Genomic DNA, 16,911 nt, shown 5'->3' with positions numbered 1-16,911 from the left:
GTCCGCTCGACTTGCATGTATTAGGCACGCCGCCAGCGTTCGTCCTGAGCCAGGATCAAACTCTCCATATAAGAGTTGATTAAGCTCACTTACACACGGATGTGTTGGCGTCGATGTTGCCACAGGACGTGGCGTACTTAATCGACAATCCGCTGTTGTCTTTTCAAAAAAGACTAAAGAATTAACGTTGACGTTTTTGTTCGTTCAGTTTTCAAAGATCAATCCGCCGCTTAAGGCGACTTTTTAAATATATCATTTATCGCGATCGACGTCAACAACTTTTTTAAGTTGTTTTTGTTACCGTCGTTAGCGACGTTTATTAATATACCAAGATATTATTTGTAAGTCAACAGTTATTTAAATTTTTTTTGCAATTAAATTAGATGCATCATCCTTTCTGTTCTCGGTGATGGCGGGAACGCATGTATCTTAAACAATCAGCTGGTGATGCCACTCGCTGGAATAGCGAAAATAAAATCTTATATCTTTCTTCCATCGCTCTTTTCACAATATGATCTATCCTGTCATCCTTTAAATCGAATAATATTTCATCCATCTCACGCTTAATTACATATTCCATTTCTTTTACTTCTTTTTGATTTAAAAGCATACCTATCATATTTTTTGCCCCCTGACTATTTTAACTGGCTCGTTAAACAAGCCTGTTGATTTCCGCTAAAGAAGCCCTCTTTCCTTAGGTGACCCGATGCTCTTCAGCATGAAGTATTTTTGTGGTCCCTTTTTTACACACATGCCTTCTCCCGATGTACATCGAAAGAGCATGAAAGGAAATGCGAATGCTTTTTCAAGGTGACTGGCCCCTTCCGCCCCATTCAACAAAGTGCGTAATCAACAATGAATTTTAACTTACCTTTTTAATTAATTTACTGTAGTATTTTTCCATTTTCATTTTTTTATGAATTAAAATTTTTACTCATTTATGAGACAAGTTAAGCATAGGTATGAGACAAGGAATGTATCGGACGAGGTGAATGATATTATGAACTTTTTTTATGTGCTAAATGGGAAATCATTAAAACAATTGTTGTTAGTGGTAATAGCAGCTTTTTTCACAGCATGGTTCCTCTATATGGAGAATATTGTCCATATGCCTGCATTTTCAGCAAAAGATAGTCCAAAGGCTGTTTACAAGGGAGAGAAAGATTTAGCAATCACCTTCAATATTGGATGGGGTGATGTCAAAGCTGAACCTATTCTTGATACCTTAAAAAAAGAAGGTGTTAAATCAGCAACATTTTTCCTTTCAGGTTCCTGGGCGGAACGCCATCCGGATTTGGTGGCCAGAATTGTAAAAGAGGGGTACGAAATCGGAATGCTGGGCTACAGCTATGAGGATTATACTGAACTTGAAGAAGACAAAATCAGGCGTGATCTCGCAAAGGCACAAGAGGCTTTTAGAAAACTAAATATTAAGGACATTAAGCTGGTACGTGCACCAACGGGACATTTTGACCAAAAAACCTTGAAGGTTGCCGACAGAATGGGATATACGGTTGTTCATTGGAGTGTTGATTCAAAGGATTGGACCAACCCCGGAGTTCAGGCAATAGCTGAAAATGTATCTAAGGCTAAAAAAGGGGATATTATCTTGCTTCATGCATCAGATTCTGCTAAGCAAACAGCGAAAGCCCTTCCGCTCATCTTGGATGATGTAAAAGGCAAAGGTCTAAAGCTTGTGTCCGTTTCTGAAATGATTGCAAATGCTGATACCAAGACAAATGAAATTAAGTAATATAAAAGCCATCCTCTATTTGGATGGCTTTTTAGCTATCTTGCTTCTCTGTTTTTGTGAATCTTCATTAAGCTTATGAAGAATAAGCAATTGATAAGTGTTGCAAGCTAATAACGGGAACAACATCAAGTAAAGCCAGCTTTCTTCATTGACTCTTAAGACAGGTACCCACTCAATGGATGTAACAACAACCATAAAAAATACTGCTGGTATAAAAGCATGCTGATTCGTTTGCTTTGCCTTTATTGCTGCGACTACAAGCCCGGCGATCAGAAGAAAGGCCGCAATGCCTATATACGGGAGGATGCTGTCTCCTTCATTGGCAAAAGCATTATAGCGAAAATATACTAAATCAAACAGTGCAAATAAAATAAGCACAATCTGAATTGGATTCCATAAGCCTTTAAAAATGCCTAAACCAAACCGGTGAACTGTTAAATAAGCAAAGAATCCCATTTGGCTTACGATACTAAAAATTAAGCCCACACCTACAAGCCAGAATAACACGGACAGAATCTCAAGAATATCAAAATCAGTAAAAATAGGCGCAAATTCGTCCCATCGAACAATAAATCCTACTGCTCCTGTCGTTAACCCACCAACTAAGAGCGTTGATATAAAAAGCTTTACCCAATTACGGCTAGTCAATTTATTTTTCCCCCATAATAATTAAATTCATTCCTTATGATTGTACCAACCAAAGTTTGAAAAATCTAGGCATTGTATTTCCAGCGCATAATATTTACTGATTTTCTTCATTCTAAAGTTAAGGACACCCCTGAAAGGAGCTTCACTATGCTAAAAAAATTCCGTTTGCTCCTTCCATTTGCGCTTTTGTTTTTCATATCAGGCTGCGCCCAAGGTGAAGCTGGCGGCGGCCAAATGGATTATGAGCAAACTAAAAAGATGGTTGTTGATATATTAAAAACGGATGAAGGAAAAAAAGCCATAGAAGAATTAATGGCAGATGAAAAAATGCAGCAGAAGCTTGTCATGGATCAAAAAGTAGTAGCTGAAACAATCGAAAAAACATTGACTTCTGAAAAAGGGACTGAATTTTGGAAGAAGTCTTTTGATGATCCAAAGTTTGCTGAAAGCATGGCAAAAAGCATGCAAAAAGAAAATGAACAGCTGCTAAAGGATCTGATGAAAGATCCTGAATATCGCGGAATGATGATAGAAGTACTAAAAGATCCTGAACTTGAAAAGGAAGTAACAAATGTCCTTAAAAGCAAAGAATACCGTGAGCACATACAGAAAGTAATGACGGAAACATTTGAAAGTCCGCTTTTTAAAGCCAAGATCCAGGATATCCTTTTAAAAGCCGCAGAAGAAGTAAAAAGCGGCGAACAAAAAGGCGGAGAAGAAGGCGGCGGTGAAGGCGGTGGCGGCGGCCAAGGTGGAGACCAAGGCGGTGGCGGCGGCCAGGGAGGCGGCTCTTAAAACCACATAAAAAACCTCTTCCATTGACAGAAGAGGTTTTTTATTTTACTTGCTTTCAACTGTTTGTACTACTTTGCGTGCGATATCCATATAGATTTTCCCCAGCTTATGGTCTTCCTCATAAATGGACGGAGCGAAGTCTTCTTCATTCCAATCAGGCTGTTGCAGAGGCAGTTGGCCTAATACTTCCGTTCTTAGCTCATCAGCAAGCTTTTCTCCGCCGCCCTGGCCAAAGACATGCTCCCTTTCACCCGTTAATTTGCTTTCAAAGTATGCCATATTTTCAATAACACCTAAGATTTCATGCTCAGTGCGAAGTGCCATTGCTCCTGCTCGAGCAGCAACAAAGGCTGCAGTCGGATGTGGAGTAGTCACGACGATCTCTTTGCATGATGGCAGCATCGTGTGTACATCCAAAGCAACATCACCAGTTCCCGGCGGCAAATCAAGAAGCAGATAATCCAATTCGCCCCATTCCACTTCATTAAAGAAGCTGTTCAGCATTTTCCCAAGCATAGGGCCTCTCCAAATAATCGGCGCATTGTCTTCAACAAAGAATCCCATTGAGATAACTTTGACTCCAAAGCGTTCTACCGGCAGAATCCTTTCTCCTCTGACAACAGGGCGCTTTGTAATTCCCATCATATCAGGAACACTGAATCCATAAATATCAGCATCAATTAAGCCGACCTTTTTGCCCAGCCTCGCAAGAGATACAGCAAGGTTTACGGACACAGTGGATTTTCCAACCCCGCCTTTTCCGCTCGCAATGGCAATAAACTCCGTTTTATTTCTTGGAGAAAGCAGGCCTTTATCTTCCTCTGCAGCCGCTTCTCTATATTGTGACAGCACTTCTTCAGGAAGCTCACTGAATCGGATGCCGACTGTTGCCGCTCCCGCTTCTTTTAAAAGGTTTACGATTTGTGTTTGCAGCTGCAGCTGTTCAGCAGTACCTGTTTTAGCAATTTGAATCTTTACACTGACATGGTTCTTTTCTTCTTTTATTTTAATTTCTTCTATTGCATTTAATTCGCCTAACGTTCTATGTATAAATGGTTCCTTTAAGCCGCTCAAAGCTTCTGTTACTTTCTGTTCTGTTAACATAAATTGCACCCGCCTTCTGTATTCATTTCCATCTAATTATAACATATTGAATATTCTATACAGTTAATTCTATCACATCCCATTTTTAATCACTAACCGCTTGCTTTTTGTAAGATTAATGTTAGGCTGTCAAGCTTTACTATTAATTTCCACACATTCCTTGTCCGTCCGGAAGGATCCTCAGCTCATTGGCACTGCCGGAACCTCCCTTTGCTTCATCCAATCACAAAATATGAAAAAAAGATGCCTTATCAGCATCTTTTCATTCCCATTTCTCTGTCAATTCTTTCTCTTTTGTATAAAAGCGCAAGATCCCATTATAAATTGAAGCAGCAATTTTATCCTGATATTCATCAGTCTTCAGATTGGCTTTTTCACCTGGGTTTGACAAAAATCCTACTTCAACTAAAACGCCTGGTTTTTTAGCATATTTTAAAATATATACATTGTTTAAGGGTTTGGAATTGCGCTTGGTATTTTCCAAATTGCGGCGCAGCTCGTCCTGAATAAATTTAGCAGCCCTGGCATTTTCCTTGATACCCGGTGCATAGAAAGTCTGGGCACCGCTCCAGCGTGGAGAAGGGATGGAATTTAAATGAATGCTTACGTAAAAATCGGATTCAGAAGTATTAATCATTTCCAGCCGCTTCTTCAGGTCCTCAACCTTTCTTCTGCTATATCCCCTCGTTTCCTCCGGTGCAAGATCCCTGTCATCCTCTCTCGTCATAATGACAAGGGCTCCTTGTTCCTGCAGATAATCCCTCACCTTCAAAGAGACCTCCAGGGCAATATCTTTTTCCAGAGCATCTTCATCACCGGCACCGCCATCCGGTCCTCCATGGCCTGGATCAAGCAAGATAATCTTCCCGGTCAAAGGCAGGTTCCACGATTCCCAGGAATTATCATTTGAGAAATCATATTGCAAAATAAGAAACAGGATGATAAGCCCGATCGCAAACCCGCCTATTTTTAATTTTTTCTTCATTTGTCCTATTCAGCCCCTCCTGCTTATCCTCAATTCAAATATATGGGACAAGAAGGTTTTCTAGAACTTCTATTTAGGACAGCCCGGCTTCACAAATAGAAACTTAAATCAGATATGGGTCAATGAAGGCGGAGCTTTCGCCTTCTTTCACCATTATTAAACCCTTCCGACCACCAGCTGTTTACATATTCCTCGCACATATAATAAAGAGATTCACTCATTATTGCTTCTGAGCCATGACCCCAGTATAGGAAAAAATTATACAAGGTATCGACCAAATGTTTATGTTCTTTTTCACATCTGCTCCTGACTTGGTCGACGGATTCACCATAAAAACCGAAACGGCTATAATTTGCGCCAAGCAAATACGCTTCAATCGCTACATCATAACAGGCTTCTTCGATTCCAGCATTCATCATTAATCCGGATACAAACCTGGAAGAGCCAAAGAATTGCTGTACTCTTTCTTTTAAAGCTTTTATAGAAATTTCCCGTAGGACAGATTTTTCATATTTAATTTGCTTTTCCCTTTTTTTCTCTTTGAAAGTCGTTATGACAGTCACTGCTTTCTCACCCCTTGAAGATAGTCTTTAACTGCCGGAGGGGAGAAATACAAAAAGCAGGCACGATTCAGCTGCCAATTTTTTATGCTTTTTAGAATGCATTAAATTAAAAGAAGCACCAGCTTATGCTAGTGCTCCTCCATTATTTTTATCGGATTTGTCCATCACCGGACATAAGATATTTACGGGTCGTTAATGCCGGAAGGCCCATTGGCCCTCTTGCATGAAGCTTTTGTGTTGATATGCCGATTTCAGCGCCAAACCCTAATGCTCCTCCATCTGTAAACCTTGTGGATGCATTATGGTAAAGTGCCGCGGCATCAGTCAGCTGCATGAACATCTTTGCAGCATCTGCATTTTCAGTGATGATTGCCTCAGAGTGCTTTGTGCCAAATTCGTCAATATGGTCAATTGCTTCTTCCAGGCTTCCTACCGTTTTAACTGCCAAATCAAGGCTTAAATATTCATTTGACCAATCATTTTCATTTGCTGGCTGCACATCCGGAAGAGCAGCGGCTGCTGTTTCATCGCCATGTACGGTGATGCCGTGCTTTTTAAAGGATTCAGCAAGCAGCTCCCTATGCTGGTTAAGCCAATCTTCATGTACAATTAGCGTTTCTGCTGCATTGCAGACAGCCGGTCGGTCTGTTTTGGCGTTAATAAGGATTTTGATTGCTTTCTCTGCGTCCGCATCCTTATCAACATATATATGACAGTTTCCTACACCCGTTTCAAGAACAGGAACCGTAGCGTTTTCTACCACTGCCTTAATTAAAGATGCACCTCCTCTTGGGATTAGTACATCGATATGCTCTTTCATTGTGAAAAGCTGCTGTGTCGCTTCTCTGTTTACCGTATCAATGAACTGGACAGCATCTTTTGGTATTTTTGTTTCTTTAAGTGCTTTATGAATAATCTCCACGATTGCTTTATTAGAATTAAGAGCGGAAGAACCACCTTTTAAAACGATAGCGTTACCTGACTTTAAGGCCAAACCGGCTGCATCAGCCGTCACATTTGGGCGGGCTTCATAAATCATCCCAATGACGCCAAGCGGAACACGCACTTCTTCCACCTTCAAGCCATTTTCCAATGTCCAGCCTGACATTACATCCCCAACCGGGTCTGGAAGCTGTACAACTTGACGAAGGCCTGACGCAAAGTCAAAAATCCGTTCTTTATTAAGGGAAAGGCGGTCCATAAAGGCCGGTTCAAACCCTTTTTCTTCCCCTTTTTTTAAATCAATAAGATTTGCTGAAATAATCGACTCATATCCCGCTTCTAAAGCATCCGCTACAGTAAGGATTGCTTCATTTTTTTCTTCTGTTGTCAAAACACCTAATGTTTTTGATGCCTTTTTAGCCTTTTTAGCCTGTTCTTCTACTGAATTTGTCTTTACTGCTGCTGCAGTAGTCATTGAATCCCTCCTAGTGTATTTGCATTAAACAAGTGCTGGCAGCTTAAAATCTCTAGAACAAACAATCGTTTCTTGTGCAATGGCCGGTTCCAGCTCTTCTCCATCTGCTGCATCTTCATTTAGCTGTTCATTCGAATAATTAATCCTGCCGAGTCCAATTTCTTTTCCATCTTCATCTAGGATACGGACAACCGCACCATCCTTGAATCGGCCTTTAACCTCCTGTATATCAGAACGATACAAATTCTCATGGTTATCAATAATGGCTGCTTTGGCAGCAGAACTGATTGTCACCTTGCCTTCAGGACCAGAATGGAAAGCTATCCACTGCCTTTGATTATCGAGGTTGAATGCATCTGGTTCCTGTTCGAAGTAGGTTCCCTTTGCAGTGCCTTCGACGGCATCCAATAAGATATTCTCTGTTCCTGCTTTTCCTAAAAAGGAGTCGATACCTGCTGCCATAGCAATTTTCACTGCCTGAATTTTTGATTTCATGCCGCCTGTTCCAACAGCACTTCCTGAACCGCCAGCTGCTGCTTCAATTTCCGGCGTAATGGAATGGACGTTTTCCAGAAGCTTTGCATTTGGATTATCATTCGGATTGCTGTCATAGAGGCCATCAATATCCGATAAAATGATGAGCAAATCAGCATCAATCAGGCCAGCAACCTTTGCAGCAAGGGTATCATTGTCACCAAACCTTAACCGATCAACTGTTACCGTATCATTTTCATTAATTATTGGAATAATTCCGCGCTCCAATAGCACATTCATTGTGTTATGCATATTTCCATAACGTTTTTCATCAGAGAAGTCACTTCTTGTGATTAAGATCTGCGAAGCCACATATCCGTGAGATAAAAAGAGTTCTGAGTAAGATTCCATTAATAGCCCTTGGCCAATTGAAGCTGCAGCCTGCTTTTCCGGAAGTGATGATGGCCGGTCAATGCAGCCAAGCTTTCGATAGCCCGCTGCAACAGCTCCTGATGAAACAACAGCTGTTTCATAGCCAGCATCCTTCAATGCGACAATTTGCTCCGCAAGATTTTCAAGCTTCCTGCGGCTAATTTCTCCATGCATGCTTGTTAGTGAGCTGCTTCCAATCTTAATAACAACTCTTTTTATCTGCTTTTCTTTTTTAAACATCCAATACCTCCTGTGAACTAATGCAGCCTATCGAGTTAGGAAGTGACAAGTGCACCTTCCAATTCCTTGCTTATTTCCTTCGAACGTTTCGCAGCATGCTCGACTGCCTGTGAAATGGCTTCTCCACCCTTGTATTTTCTAAGAGCCTCCAGCCCTGATGCCGTAGTGCCATTCGGTGAAGTTACCTTTTCCCTTAGCGAAGTCGGTGCCTCTTCCTTTTCCAGTACCATCTTGGCAGCACCAAAAATGGTTTGGGCAACAATTTTCCGTACCGTTTCTTGATCCATGCCTTTTTCTACCCCTACACGCTCCATGTTTTCCATCAGATAATAGAAGTAGGCAGGACCGCTCCCCGCTAATCCAGTAAATACATCCATTTGGTCTTCATCAATGATATATACCTCACCCATGCATTCAAGCAATTCCTTAACCAATTCAACATTGGCCATGCTTGTATTCTTGCCTGCTACAACAGCCGTAGCCGACTCCTGAATCATACTTGATGTGTTTGGCATAACGCGGACAACCTGTTGACCTGAATTTAAATGCTCTTCCATAAACTCGGTTGTTATGCCTGCCAAAACAGAAAGGATCACCTGGCCGGGATTTAGTTTGTCCTTAATAGAATGAAGAGCTTCTTCTGCACCCTTTGGCTTCATGGCTAAAATGAATAAGTCAATCTTTTCAAATGGCATCTCGCTCTGGGGAATAGCATTTACACTGTACTTTGCTCGAATTTCATCAAGTCTCGCAGCATTGCTCTTGTTTGTAACATATACTTGATCTGCCGGCATTCTTTCAGCTGTAATGACTCCTGAAATCATTGATTCTGCCATCGAACCTGCTCCTAAAAAAGCAATGGTTTTATTTTCTAACATGGACATCCTCCTTAGATGATCATTCTGTTCGTATAACTGTTCGTATTTTTTCATGCGTTTCTATCGTAACATGATGAGATTCATATTCAAGGGCATATTGGAAAGTCAGCAGGATAAGGCCGAGATAGTGAATGAAAACGCTAACATTTATATCTGAGCATCCTCTTAGACTCCCTCAGGCTTGATAATCCCCTCTGAAGCCGATATTTGCTGATATAAAAATCCCAATTTCTGTGTGGCCTGGTTCATCCGACAAAAAGAGACAAAGATATTATTCACCATGATGCCAGCAGGTTTATATGTTAACATCTACCCTTTATTCATTTAGTAAATGGGAATTATAAAGCATCTAACTTAAGGAAACCTTAATTCTAAAAGTAAACCTTATGGCAAAAACAAAAGACTCCAGCCAATCGGCTTAGAGTCTGGTTTTCTTTTAAGCCCCTTTTAAACTTGGGTAATATCTACTAATAAATATTGCCTGCCTGGAATACTCAGCGATTGTTAAAAAGCATATCGGATGTTACAAAGGCACCTACTGGCGGCAAGCCCCCGGTATTTGTTGGCGGTCCTGTAAGAGGAACATTGGTGGATGCAAACCAATTTCCGCTCTCACCTGCCTGTATAGAAGGCGGCTTCATTAGAAATCGTCCATGTAAATTGAAATGGCGTACTCCAATGGATGGATCATCAAAGTTTTGCAATTGACCAGAAAACGATGCAAAAGGGGAATCAAAACTTATCCTTTTGCTGCTATCATCCCATATTCCCGAAATAGGAATAGGAGTGCCCCGAAAATTAGCGGTACCCGACACCCTGCTGCCCGAAATGGAGTCGAACGTCAGTATGCCTCTTATAATGGATCTGCCTGCAATAGCAGTACTAAGACCCCACCGGGAGGGAATGGGTAAACTTAATGAATGATTTTTGAGTGGCTTTCAAAATGATCTCTCCTTTAACAGTTTAGGCCTAGTAAAAATTATATGCACCACCCAGCCAAATGGGGATAAACAGCCAACATGTAAAAAGGCCTGCTTTGCTGTCTGGAGAATGGAGAAAAAGAAAGCGGTTAAAATTTTTAAGCCCTTTTTAAGCCTAAGAAATAAAAAGACCCCCAACCATAGGTTGAGAGTCTTTACAAAATCGAAAATTAACGCTTTGAGAACTGAGGAGCACGACGAGCACCTTTAAGACCGTATTTCTTACGCTCTTTCATACGTGCGTCACGAGTTAATAGTCCAGCGCGCTTAAGTGTTGGACGGAATTCTGGGTCAGCTTGAAGCAGCGCACGAGCGATACCGTGGCGGATTGCGCCAGCTTGACCAGTGTATCCACCGCCATTTACATTTACAAGAATGTCGTAGCTGTTTAGAGTTTCAGTAGCTACAAGCGGTTGCTTTACAACTTCACGCAAAGCTGCGAAAGGAATGTAATCTGTGATTTCACGACCATTGATGATGATTTTGCCGTCGCCTGGAACTAAACGAACACGTGCAACGGAGCTCTTACGACGACCAGTACCAATATATTGAACCTGTGCCAAGTTAATAACCTCCCTAAAAATTATCCACGAAGTTCGTAAACTTCAGGTTGTTGTGCTTGGTGCGGATGTTCGCTACCAGCATATACGTGTAATTTCTTGAACATTTGACGGCCAAGAGAGTTCTTTGGAAGCATGCCTTTGATTGCAAGCTCTAACATTCTCTCTGGGTAGTTTGTACGCATTTCAAGAGCAGTTCTTGATTTTAGACCGCCTGGGTGCATGCTGTGACGGTAGTAGATCTTGTCAGTTAGCTTTTTCCCAGTTAGTTCGATTTTTGAAGCGTTGATAAGAATTACATGATCACCAGTATCTACATGTGGTGTATAAGTTGGTTTATGTTTACCACGTAAGATTGATGCTACTTCACTAGCAAGACGACCAAGAGTTTTGCCTTCAGCATCAACCACGTACCATTTACGTTCGATATTATTTGAATTCGCCATAAACGTTGTACGCATCAGTTTCCCTCCTAATAAATCCATCATAATCATTTTGGTTTAATATATTCGACACAATAAGTTCCGGGGCTTATCGTGGTTTTAATAATAATACCATATGCTATAATATAACTTTGACAGTCCAATGTCAAGGGAATGTTACACCTGGTTTAGTTGTTTTAAGCTCTTTTTTTAAAAGAATTTGGCTTTACAACGCGCCCCCGTGGTTCTTCGCTGTTTTTTTCCAAAATTTTAATAAAAAACTTTCCACAAATATAACCCTTGCGGAGGTGCTGTTTTCCCTGCTGCAGATCTGTTTTTTTCTTCAAGAATAAAAGACATGGAATTGGGATCTCTTTCCCCTGAGCCGACTTCCAAGAGAGTGCCGACGAGAATACGGACCATATTGTATAAAAAACCGTTTCCTTTAAAACGGAAAACGAGCAGGTCCCCTTCTTCCAGTAATTCAATTTCCCGGATTTCCCTTACCTTATCCTCTACTTCTGTTTTTGCTGAACAAAAGCTCGTGAAATCATGGGTCCCTATTAGACTCGCTGCAGCCTTCTTAATAGAGTCAATATTTAAAGAATAAGGATATTGAAAAGCATAATGCCGCTTAAATGGATCCCTCTTGAGCGACCGATGCACAAAGTAGCGATATTCCTTGCCTTTGGCATCAAAACGGACATGGAAGTCTGCAGGAGCTCTCTCTGTCCCTGTGACCGCCACATCATCCGGCAGCAGCGAATTCATGGCAATCTCCCATTTTTCGAGAGGAATAGTCAGGGGCGAATCAAAATGGATCACCTGGCCCCTTGCATGGACACCTGCATCCGTTCTGCCCGACGCTGTTACCTTTATATCTTCTCCTTTATGAAGCTTCCTTAAGGCCCGCTCCAGCTCTCCTTGCACAGTCCGCTTATTAGGCTGGACCTGATATCCGGCGAATTGGGTGCCATCATACATAACAGTACATTTAAATCTCTGCATTATTCAGCTCCATCATGTCCTCAGCAAAACTAGCACCAGGGTTAATGCTGCAAGAAGCGCGAGCATTCCTGTATCCTTTAGACCCCAGCTTAGCTGCCTGTATTTCGTTCTTCCTTCTCCCCCTCTGTAACCCCGTGCCTCCATCGCCACAGCAAGCTCCTCAGCCCTTTTAAATGAGCTTACAAACAAAGGGATCAGCAGGGGAATAATCGCTTTAACCCGCTCTTTAATAGGACCGCTTGTAAAATCGACTCCCCTTGCCGTCTGTGCCTTCATAATCTTATCCGTTTCCTGCATGAGAGTCGGGATAAACCGAAGTGAAATAGACATCATCAGGGCCAGCTCATGAACAGGAAACTTTACTTTATTTAAAGGAGCAAGCAAGCTTTCAAGGCCATCCGTTATTTCAATCGGGGTGGTTGTCAATGTCAGAATGGAAGTCATCAGAATCAGCAGAAAAAAGCGCAAAGAAATAAAGATCCCTTGCCTCAGCCCTTCCTCATAAATGGTTAACCAGCCAAACCGAAAGATGACTTCTCCTTCTTGCGTTAAAAATAAGTGCAGGAACAAAGTAAAAATAACAAGCAGGAGTACGGGCTTCAGTCCTGTATAAATAAACCTGAAGGGCACCTTTGACAAGGCAACCATCAGAAACGTATACACCGTTAATAAGCCGTAACTCAGCATATTGTTTGCGAGAAATACAATACAAACAAATAAGAAAATAAGAATTAGCTTTGAGCGGGGATCCATCCGGTGAATAACAGAGTCAGCTGGAACATAGCGTCCAAAAATCATCTTGTCCATCATTTCACAGCACCCCTCTTCACTAATAATGCTATCTCTTCAGTCAGTTCTTCCATTGTTAAGCATGTTCTGGAAAAACGGGTATTAAAAGACCTTTCAATTTTCTGCTGAAAACGGACGACCTCTGGAACATCTAAACCAAGCTTGAGCAGCCCCTCGGGTGAAGAAAAGATTTCTTTAGGCGTTCCCTTTTCATACACTTCTCCATGATGCATAATGACAATCTGATCAGCGTAGCGGGACGCATCCTCCATGCTATGCGTTACAAGAACAGTTGAAAGTCCTCTAGTTTGATGCAAGCTGTAGAACATATCCATAATTTCTTTTCTTCCGCGCGGATCAAGGCCAGCTGTAGGCTCATCCAAGACGATCACATCTGGTTCCATAGCAAGTACGCCCGCAATCGCAACCCGCCTCATTTGGCCGCCAGATAGATCAAACGGTGATTTGCCCAATATTTCTTCTGAAAGCCCTACTTGCTTAATGGCCGCTAATGCCCTTTTTTTAGCTTCCTCTTCAGAGACTCCAAAGTTCATCGGCCCAAAGCATATATCTTTTTCTACCGTTTCCTCAAACAGCTGATGCTCCGGAAACTGGAATACGATTCCTACCTTTTGCCGTACTTCCTTTAGATTTTTCTGCTTCTTCTCTGAGGTAATAACCCGATCCCCGATAACCACCTTGCCCTCAGTCGGCTTAAGCAGCGCATTCAAATGCTGGAGAACCGTCGATTTCCCTGAACCGGTATGGCCTATAAGGGCCATGAACGTGCCGGTTGGAATATCGATGGACACATTTCTTATGGCTAGGCGTTCAAACGGTGTTTTAACCTGGTAACGGTATTCTACATCCTGGAGTGAGATGTCCATAGCTCTTCCACCAACTCTTCTTCAGATAAATAATGCCTGGATAGGGGCAGACCTTTTTCTCTTAACATTTTGCTGAGCTTAACCGGAAAGGGTATATCCAAGCCAAGCTTGACCAGCTCTTCATCCATTTGAAAAATTTCCCCAGGTGTTCCTTCACGATATAATTGTCCCTTGTTCATGACAAGAATTCGGTCAGCTTTAGCGGCTTCCTCCAAATCATGAGTAATTGAAATAACGGTCATATTATAATCCTGCTTTAGCTCTCTGACCGTTTCCAGTACCTCTTCACGCCCTTTTGGATCCAGCATTGAAGTGGATTCATCAAGGATGATAATGTCCGGCCTTAAGGCAATAACGCCGGCTATTGCGACTCTTTGCTTCTGACCTCCGGAAAGATGGTGCGGCTCTTGATCAAGAAATTGTGCCATTTTGACTTTTTCCAAAGATTGAGCAACTCTCTGTACCATGTCATTTCTTTCAATTCCATGGTTTTCTAAACCAAAAGCCACATCATCTTGAACCGTTGTTCCAACAAACTGGTTATCCGGGTTTTGAAAGACCATGCCAATCTTCTTCCTGGTTTCCCATACTGTATCTTCCGTAAGCAGAATTCCGCCAACGGTAATTCTCCCTTCTTGAGGAAAATGCAGGCCGTTCAGCAGCTTTGCAAGTGTTGACTTTCCTGAACCATTATGCCCGACTATGGCAAGCCACTCTCCTTTAAAAATATCAAAGGAAACATCCCGCAGCGCATAACCATTTTCAGTACTGTACTTGAATGAGATTTTCTCTACTGTAACCAGCGGTTCTTTCATATCTGATTCCTCCTCTCAACTCTGCTTTTCTCTTTAAACTCAGCTCAGGTAAGGTAAATAATCACCAAATTTTAAGCCTAATAAAAAACCCGCCATCTTTTGGCGAGCTTTAATAGTTCGATAATAGGTTATTTAACTGGATAGCAAGCATTGAATGATACCATTCTCCCACAATTTTAAGACACAAAAAAGTTTGGAATTCTGCTATCTAAGCTTATTGGATGCCTATTATGCCTCCCTATTAAAAGCTCATACTGATGCAGTATGGTGGTTTATTCTTGCTATTAACACTCTGTACAAAAGAGGATAAGCAGCGGCCTATTTTTGGCCTCTTTATCTGTCTTTTGAACAAACTTGCATTAAAAAAAGCCTGCACCTCTTTCCGTGGCAGTGGTCCTGCCGGGCGTAATCTTTATATCCGGAAGAGGTGCATGAGCTAGACGAGACACTGTACCAGGAGATAGGAACAGGCATAAAATCGTTTCCCAAACCCTGTATAAGAGATGTACATGCTCATCGTAACGCTCGTTTTTGGCTCGGTTCTGGACTCCTAACAAATTTAGGAAATCACCAATTTTATAGAAAAAGGGCAAAGAACAAGTTCTGTTTAAACTGTCCCGCGCCCTTCCCTTAAAGATTATACTAACTCGATAATTACCATTGGCGCACCGTCTCCACGACGAGGTCCAAGCTTCATAATACGAGTGTATCCGCCTTGGCGCTCTTCATAACGAGTTGCGATGTCGCTGAATAATTTTTGAACTGCGTCTTGGTTAGTTTCAGCGTTTGCTACCTCATTGCGAACAAAAGCAGCTGCTTGACGACGAGCATGCAAGTCGCCGCGCTTTCCAAGAGTGATCATTTTCTCAACAACTGAACGAAGTTCTTTCGCACGAGCTTCAGTTGTTTCGATGCGCTCATTGATGATTAGATCTGTTGCTAAGTCACGCAGCATAGCTTTACGTTGTGCGCTAGTGCGTCCTAACTTTCTGTATCCCATGAAAGTTTCCCTCCTTTGTTGAAGTCATTCAATCTGCTGAAGCAAACATAAAATATGATGATAGACTGTTAACCAATCAATCGTCTTTACGTAAGCCCAGTCCAAGATCTTCTAGTTTATGTTTTACTTCCTCAAGAGACTTTCTGCCCAGGTTACGGACCTTCATCATATCCTCTTCAGTCTTATTAGCTAATTCCTGAACAGTGTTGATTCCGGCACGCTTTAGACAGTTGTAAGAACGGACAGAAAGATCCAGTTCTTCAATTGTCATCTCAAGTACTTTCTCTTTTTGATCTTCTTCTTTTTCAACCATGATTTCAGCATTTTGAGCTTCATCAGTCAAACCGACAAAGATATTTAAATGCTCAGTTAAGATCTTCGCTCCAAGTGCAACCGCATCTTGAGGACCCGTGCTTCCGTCAGTCCAAACATCGAATGTTAACTTATCATAGTTAGTCATTTGCCCTACACGTGTATTTTCTACTTGATAAGAAACACGAGCTACTGGAGTGTAGATGGAATCGATCGGAATCACACCAATTGGCTGATCTTCTCTCTTATTTTGGTCAGCTGGTGTATAGCCGCGTCCACGCTTGGCAGTTAAGCGCATGCGTAAGTGGGCATTCGAACCAAGAGTAGCAATATGAAGATCCGGATTAAGGATTTCAACATCACTGTCATGAGTTACGTCAGCTGCTTTTACTACACCTTCACCCTGAACATCGATTTCCAATGTCTTTTCTTCATCAGAGTAGATTTTAAGTGCTAGTTTTTTAATGTTTAAAATGATAGATGTTACATCTTCTACGACGCCTTCAATTGTTGAGAACTCATGAAGTACCCCATCAATTTGGATCGATGTGACAGCGGCACCTGGGAGTGAGGATAAAAGGATACGACGTAAGGAGTTACCCAAAGTTGTACCATATCCACGCTCAAGTGGCTCTACGACGAACTTGCCGTACTTGGCATCATCGCTGATCTCAACCGTTTCGATTTTTGGTTTTTCTATTTCGATCATCAAAATATACCCTCCTTCAAAACGTCGAAACCCCGGCTAGCAATCTCTAACCGAAATTCCCCCATGTATACGTTCCCGTTTTGTGCACAACAACTGGAATAATTGTTCTGTATTCACTAAAAAATTAGTATCATATCCCA

General features: G+C 41.8%; 19 protein-coding genes and 1 rRNA gene. 2 read left to right on the top strand and 18 right to left on the bottom strand.

Annotated features, from left to right (window positions below):
* Positions 1-71, bottom strand: a 16S ribosomal RNA gene (locus L634_RS0118275); the annotation flags it as partial.
* A 317-nt stretch (positions 72-388) separates the two neighbouring features.
* Positions 389-619, bottom strand: coding sequence for a hypothetical protein (locus tag L634_RS0118270; protein WP_026583701.1), 231 nt, complete (start codon positions 617-619; stop codon positions 389-391).
* Positions 620-1,000: 381 nt separating this feature from the next.
* Between L634_RS0118270 and pdaB the strand changes: the two genes are divergently transcribed.
* Positions 1,001-1,753: a polysaccharide deacetylase family sporulation protein PdaB gene (pdaB, locus tag L634_RS0118265; RefSeq protein ID WP_026583700.1), complete on the top strand. Its 753-nt coding sequence runs from the start codon at positions 1,001-1,003 to the stop codon at positions 1,751-1,753.
* Positions 1,754-1,768: 15 nt separating this feature from the next.
* Here the strand turns inward: pdaB and L634_RS0118260 are convergent, their stop codons facing one another.
* Positions 1,769-2,401, bottom strand: a complete 633-nt coding sequence (locus L634_RS0118260; protein ID WP_026583699.1) for a KinB-signaling pathway activation protein — start codon at positions 2,399-2,401, stop codon at positions 1,769-1,771.
* A gap of 147 nt (positions 2,402-2,548) precedes the next feature.
* Here L634_RS0118260 and gerD point away from each other — a divergent pair, with 147 nt between their 5' ends.
* Positions 2,549-3,196, top strand: a complete 648-nt coding sequence (gerD, locus tag L634_RS0118255; protein ID WP_026583698.1) for a spore germination lipoprotein GerD — start codon at positions 2,549-2,551, stop codon at positions 3,194-3,196.
* A gap of 45 nt (positions 3,197-3,241) precedes the next feature.
* On the opposite strand, the gene L634_RS0118250 is transcribed toward gerD, so the two are convergent.
* From L634_RS0118250 to L634_RS0118180, 15 genes are all read right to left on the bottom strand, one after another.
* Positions 3,242-4,300: an Mrp/NBP35 family ATP-binding protein gene (locus L634_RS0118250; RefSeq protein ID WP_026583697.1), complete on the bottom strand. Its 1,059-nt coding sequence runs from the start codon at positions 4,298-4,300 to the stop codon at positions 3,242-3,244.
* Positions 4,301-4,562: 262 nt separating this feature from the next.
* Complete coding sequence (gene cwlD, locus L634_RS0118245; protein WP_026583696.1) at positions 4,563-5,285, bottom strand: N-acetylmuramoyl-L-alanine amidase CwlD; 723 nt, start codon at positions 5,283-5,285, stop codon at positions 4,563-4,565.
* A gap of 119 nt (positions 5,286-5,404) precedes the next feature.
* Positions 5,405-5,848, bottom strand: a complete 444-nt coding sequence (locus L634_RS0118240) for a YbaK family protein (protein WP_026583695.1) — start codon at positions 5,846-5,848, stop codon at positions 5,405-5,407.
* Between the two features lie 148 nt (positions 5,849-5,996).
* Entirely contained in the window at positions 5,997-7,265 is a 1,269-nt protein-coding gene (locus L634_RS0118235) for a glutamate-5-semialdehyde dehydrogenase (protein WP_026583694.1), read from the bottom strand.
* A 24-nt stretch (positions 7,266-7,289) separates the two neighbouring features.
* Positions 7,290-8,411 carry a glutamate 5-kinase gene (proB, locus tag L634_RS0118230; RefSeq protein ID WP_026583693.1) on the bottom strand — a complete coding sequence of 374 codons (1,122 nt, stop codon included), beginning with the start codon at positions 8,409-8,411 and terminating at the stop codon, positions 7,290-7,292.
* A 35-nt stretch (positions 8,412-8,446) separates the two neighbouring features.
* Positions 8,447-9,289, bottom strand: coding sequence for a pyrroline-5-carboxylate reductase (gene proC / locus L634_RS0118225; protein WP_026583692.1), 843 nt, complete (start codon positions 9,287-9,289; stop codon positions 8,447-8,449).
* A gap of 494 nt (positions 9,290-9,783) precedes the next feature.
* Complete coding sequence (locus L634_RS34385) at positions 9,784-9,930, bottom strand: hypothetical protein (protein ID WP_232233792.1); 147 nt, start codon at positions 9,928-9,930, stop codon at positions 9,784-9,786.
* A gap of 509 nt (positions 9,931-10,439) precedes the next feature.
* Positions 10,440-10,832: a 30S ribosomal protein S9 gene (gene rpsI / locus L634_RS0118215; RefSeq protein ID WP_026583690.1), complete on the bottom strand. Its 393-nt coding sequence runs from the start codon at positions 10,830-10,832 to the stop codon at positions 10,440-10,442.
* A 20-nt stretch (positions 10,833-10,852) separates the two neighbouring features.
* Positions 10,853-11,290, bottom strand: coding sequence for a 50S ribosomal protein L13 (rplM, locus tag L634_RS0118210; protein WP_026583689.1), 438 nt, complete (start codon positions 11,288-11,290; stop codon positions 10,853-10,855).
* Positions 11,291-11,521: 231 nt separating this feature from the next.
* Positions 11,522-12,259, bottom strand: a complete 738-nt coding sequence (gene truA / locus L634_RS0118205; protein ID WP_026583688.1) for a tRNA pseudouridine(38-40) synthase TruA — start codon at positions 12,257-12,259, stop codon at positions 11,522-11,524.
* A gap of 12 nt (positions 12,260-12,271) precedes the next feature.
* The gene (locus L634_RS0118200; RefSeq protein WP_026583687.1) at positions 12,272-13,069 is read right to left on the bottom strand and encodes an energy-coupling factor transporter transmembrane component T family protein; all 798 of its coding nucleotides are present in this window, start codon (positions 13,067-13,069) and stop codon (positions 12,272-12,274) included.
* Positions 13,066-13,935 carry an energy-coupling factor ABC transporter ATP-binding protein gene (locus tag L634_RS0118195; protein ID WP_026583686.1) on the bottom strand — a complete coding sequence of 290 codons (870 nt, stop codon included), beginning with the start codon at positions 13,933-13,935 and terminating at the stop codon, positions 13,066-13,068. The genes L634_RS0118200 and L634_RS0118195 overlap by 4 nt, the downstream gene beginning before the upstream one ends.
* The gene (locus L634_RS0118190; protein ID WP_026583685.1) at positions 13,911-14,750 is read right to left on the bottom strand and encodes an energy-coupling factor ABC transporter ATP-binding protein; all 840 of its coding nucleotides are present in this window, start codon (positions 14,748-14,750) and stop codon (positions 13,911-13,913) included. The genes L634_RS0118195 and L634_RS0118190 overlap by 25 nt, the downstream gene beginning before the upstream one ends.
* A gap of 637 nt (positions 14,751-15,387) precedes the next feature.
* Positions 15,388-15,750, bottom strand: a complete 363-nt coding sequence (gene rplQ, locus L634_RS0118185; RefSeq protein ID WP_026583684.1) for a 50S ribosomal protein L17 — start codon at positions 15,748-15,750, stop codon at positions 15,388-15,390.
* 76 nt (positions 15,751-15,826) lie between these two features.
* Positions 15,827-16,771, bottom strand: coding sequence for a DNA-directed RNA polymerase subunit alpha (locus L634_RS0118180; RefSeq protein ID WP_026583683.1), 945 nt, complete (start codon positions 16,769-16,771; stop codon positions 15,827-15,829).
* Positions 16,772-16,911: the final 140 nt, after the last annotated feature.

This window comes from Bacillus sp. J33 (genome assembly GCF_000518885.1).
Lineage (GTDB): Bacteria > Bacillota > Bacilli > Bacillales > Cytobacillaceae > Cytobacillus.
This window is presented reverse-complemented; position numbering and strand designations above follow the sequence as displayed.

Excerpts from the sequence above, each read along its gene's own strand:
- L634_RS0118195 (WP_026583686.1), bottom strand. The coding sequence starts at position 13,935 with ATGGACATCTCACTCCAGGATGTAGAATACCGTTACCAGGTTAAAACA.
- truA (WP_026583688.1), bottom strand. The coding sequence starts at position 12,259 with ATGCAGAGATTTAAATGTACTGTTATGTATGATGGCACCCAATTCGCC.
- L634_RS0118235 (WP_026583694.1), bottom strand. The coding sequence starts at position 7,265 with ATGACTACTGCAGCAGCAGTAAAGACAAATTCAGTAGAAGAACAGGCT.
- L634_RS34385 (WP_232233792.1), bottom strand. The coding sequence starts at position 9,930 with ATGAAGCCGCCTTCTATACAGGCAGGTGAGAGCGGAAATTGGTTTGCA.
- L634_RS0118200 (WP_026583687.1), bottom strand. The coding sequence starts at position 13,069 with ATGATGGACAAGATGATTTTTGGACGCTATGTTCCAGCTGACTCTGTT.
- L634_RS0118270 (WP_026583701.1), bottom strand. The coding sequence starts at position 619 with ATGATAGGTATGCTTTTAAATCAAAAAGAAGTAAAAGAAATGGAATAT.
- proC (WP_026583692.1), bottom strand. The coding sequence starts at position 9,289 with ATGTTAGAAAATAAAACCATTGCTTTTTTAGGAGCAGGTTCGATGGCA.
- rplM (WP_026583689.1), bottom strand. The coding sequence starts at position 11,290 with ATGCGTACAACGTTTATGGCGAATTCAAATAATATCGAACGTAAATGG.
- L634_RS0118250 (WP_026583697.1), bottom strand. The coding sequence starts at position 4,300 with ATGTTAACAGAACAGAAAGTAACAGAAGCTTTGAGCGGCTTAAAGGAA.
- L634_RS0118180 (WP_026583683.1), bottom strand. The coding sequence starts at position 16,771 with ATGATCGAAATAGAAAAACCAAAAATCGAAACGGTTGAGATCAGCGAT.
- gerD (WP_026583698.1), top strand. The coding sequence starts at position 2,549 with ATGCTAAAAAAATTCCGTTTGCTCCTTCCATTTGCGCTTTTGTTTTTC.
- cwlD (WP_026583696.1), bottom strand. The coding sequence starts at position 5,285 with ATGAAGAAAAAATTAAAAATAGGCGGGTTTGCGATCGGGCTTATCATC.
- rplQ (WP_026583684.1), bottom strand. The coding sequence starts at position 15,750 with ATGGGATACAGAAAGTTAGGACGCACTAGCGCACAACGTAAAGCTATG.
- L634_RS0118190 (WP_026583685.1), bottom strand. The coding sequence starts at position 14,750 with ATGAAAGAACCGCTGGTTACAGTAGAGAAAATCTCATTCAAGTACAGT.
- proB (WP_026583693.1), bottom strand. The coding sequence starts at position 8,411 with ATGTTTAAAAAAGAAAAGCAGATAAAAAGAGTTGTTATTAAGATTGGA.
- pdaB (WP_026583700.1), top strand. The coding sequence starts at position 1,001 with ATGAACTTTTTTTATGTGCTAAATGGGAAATCATTAAAACAATTGTTG.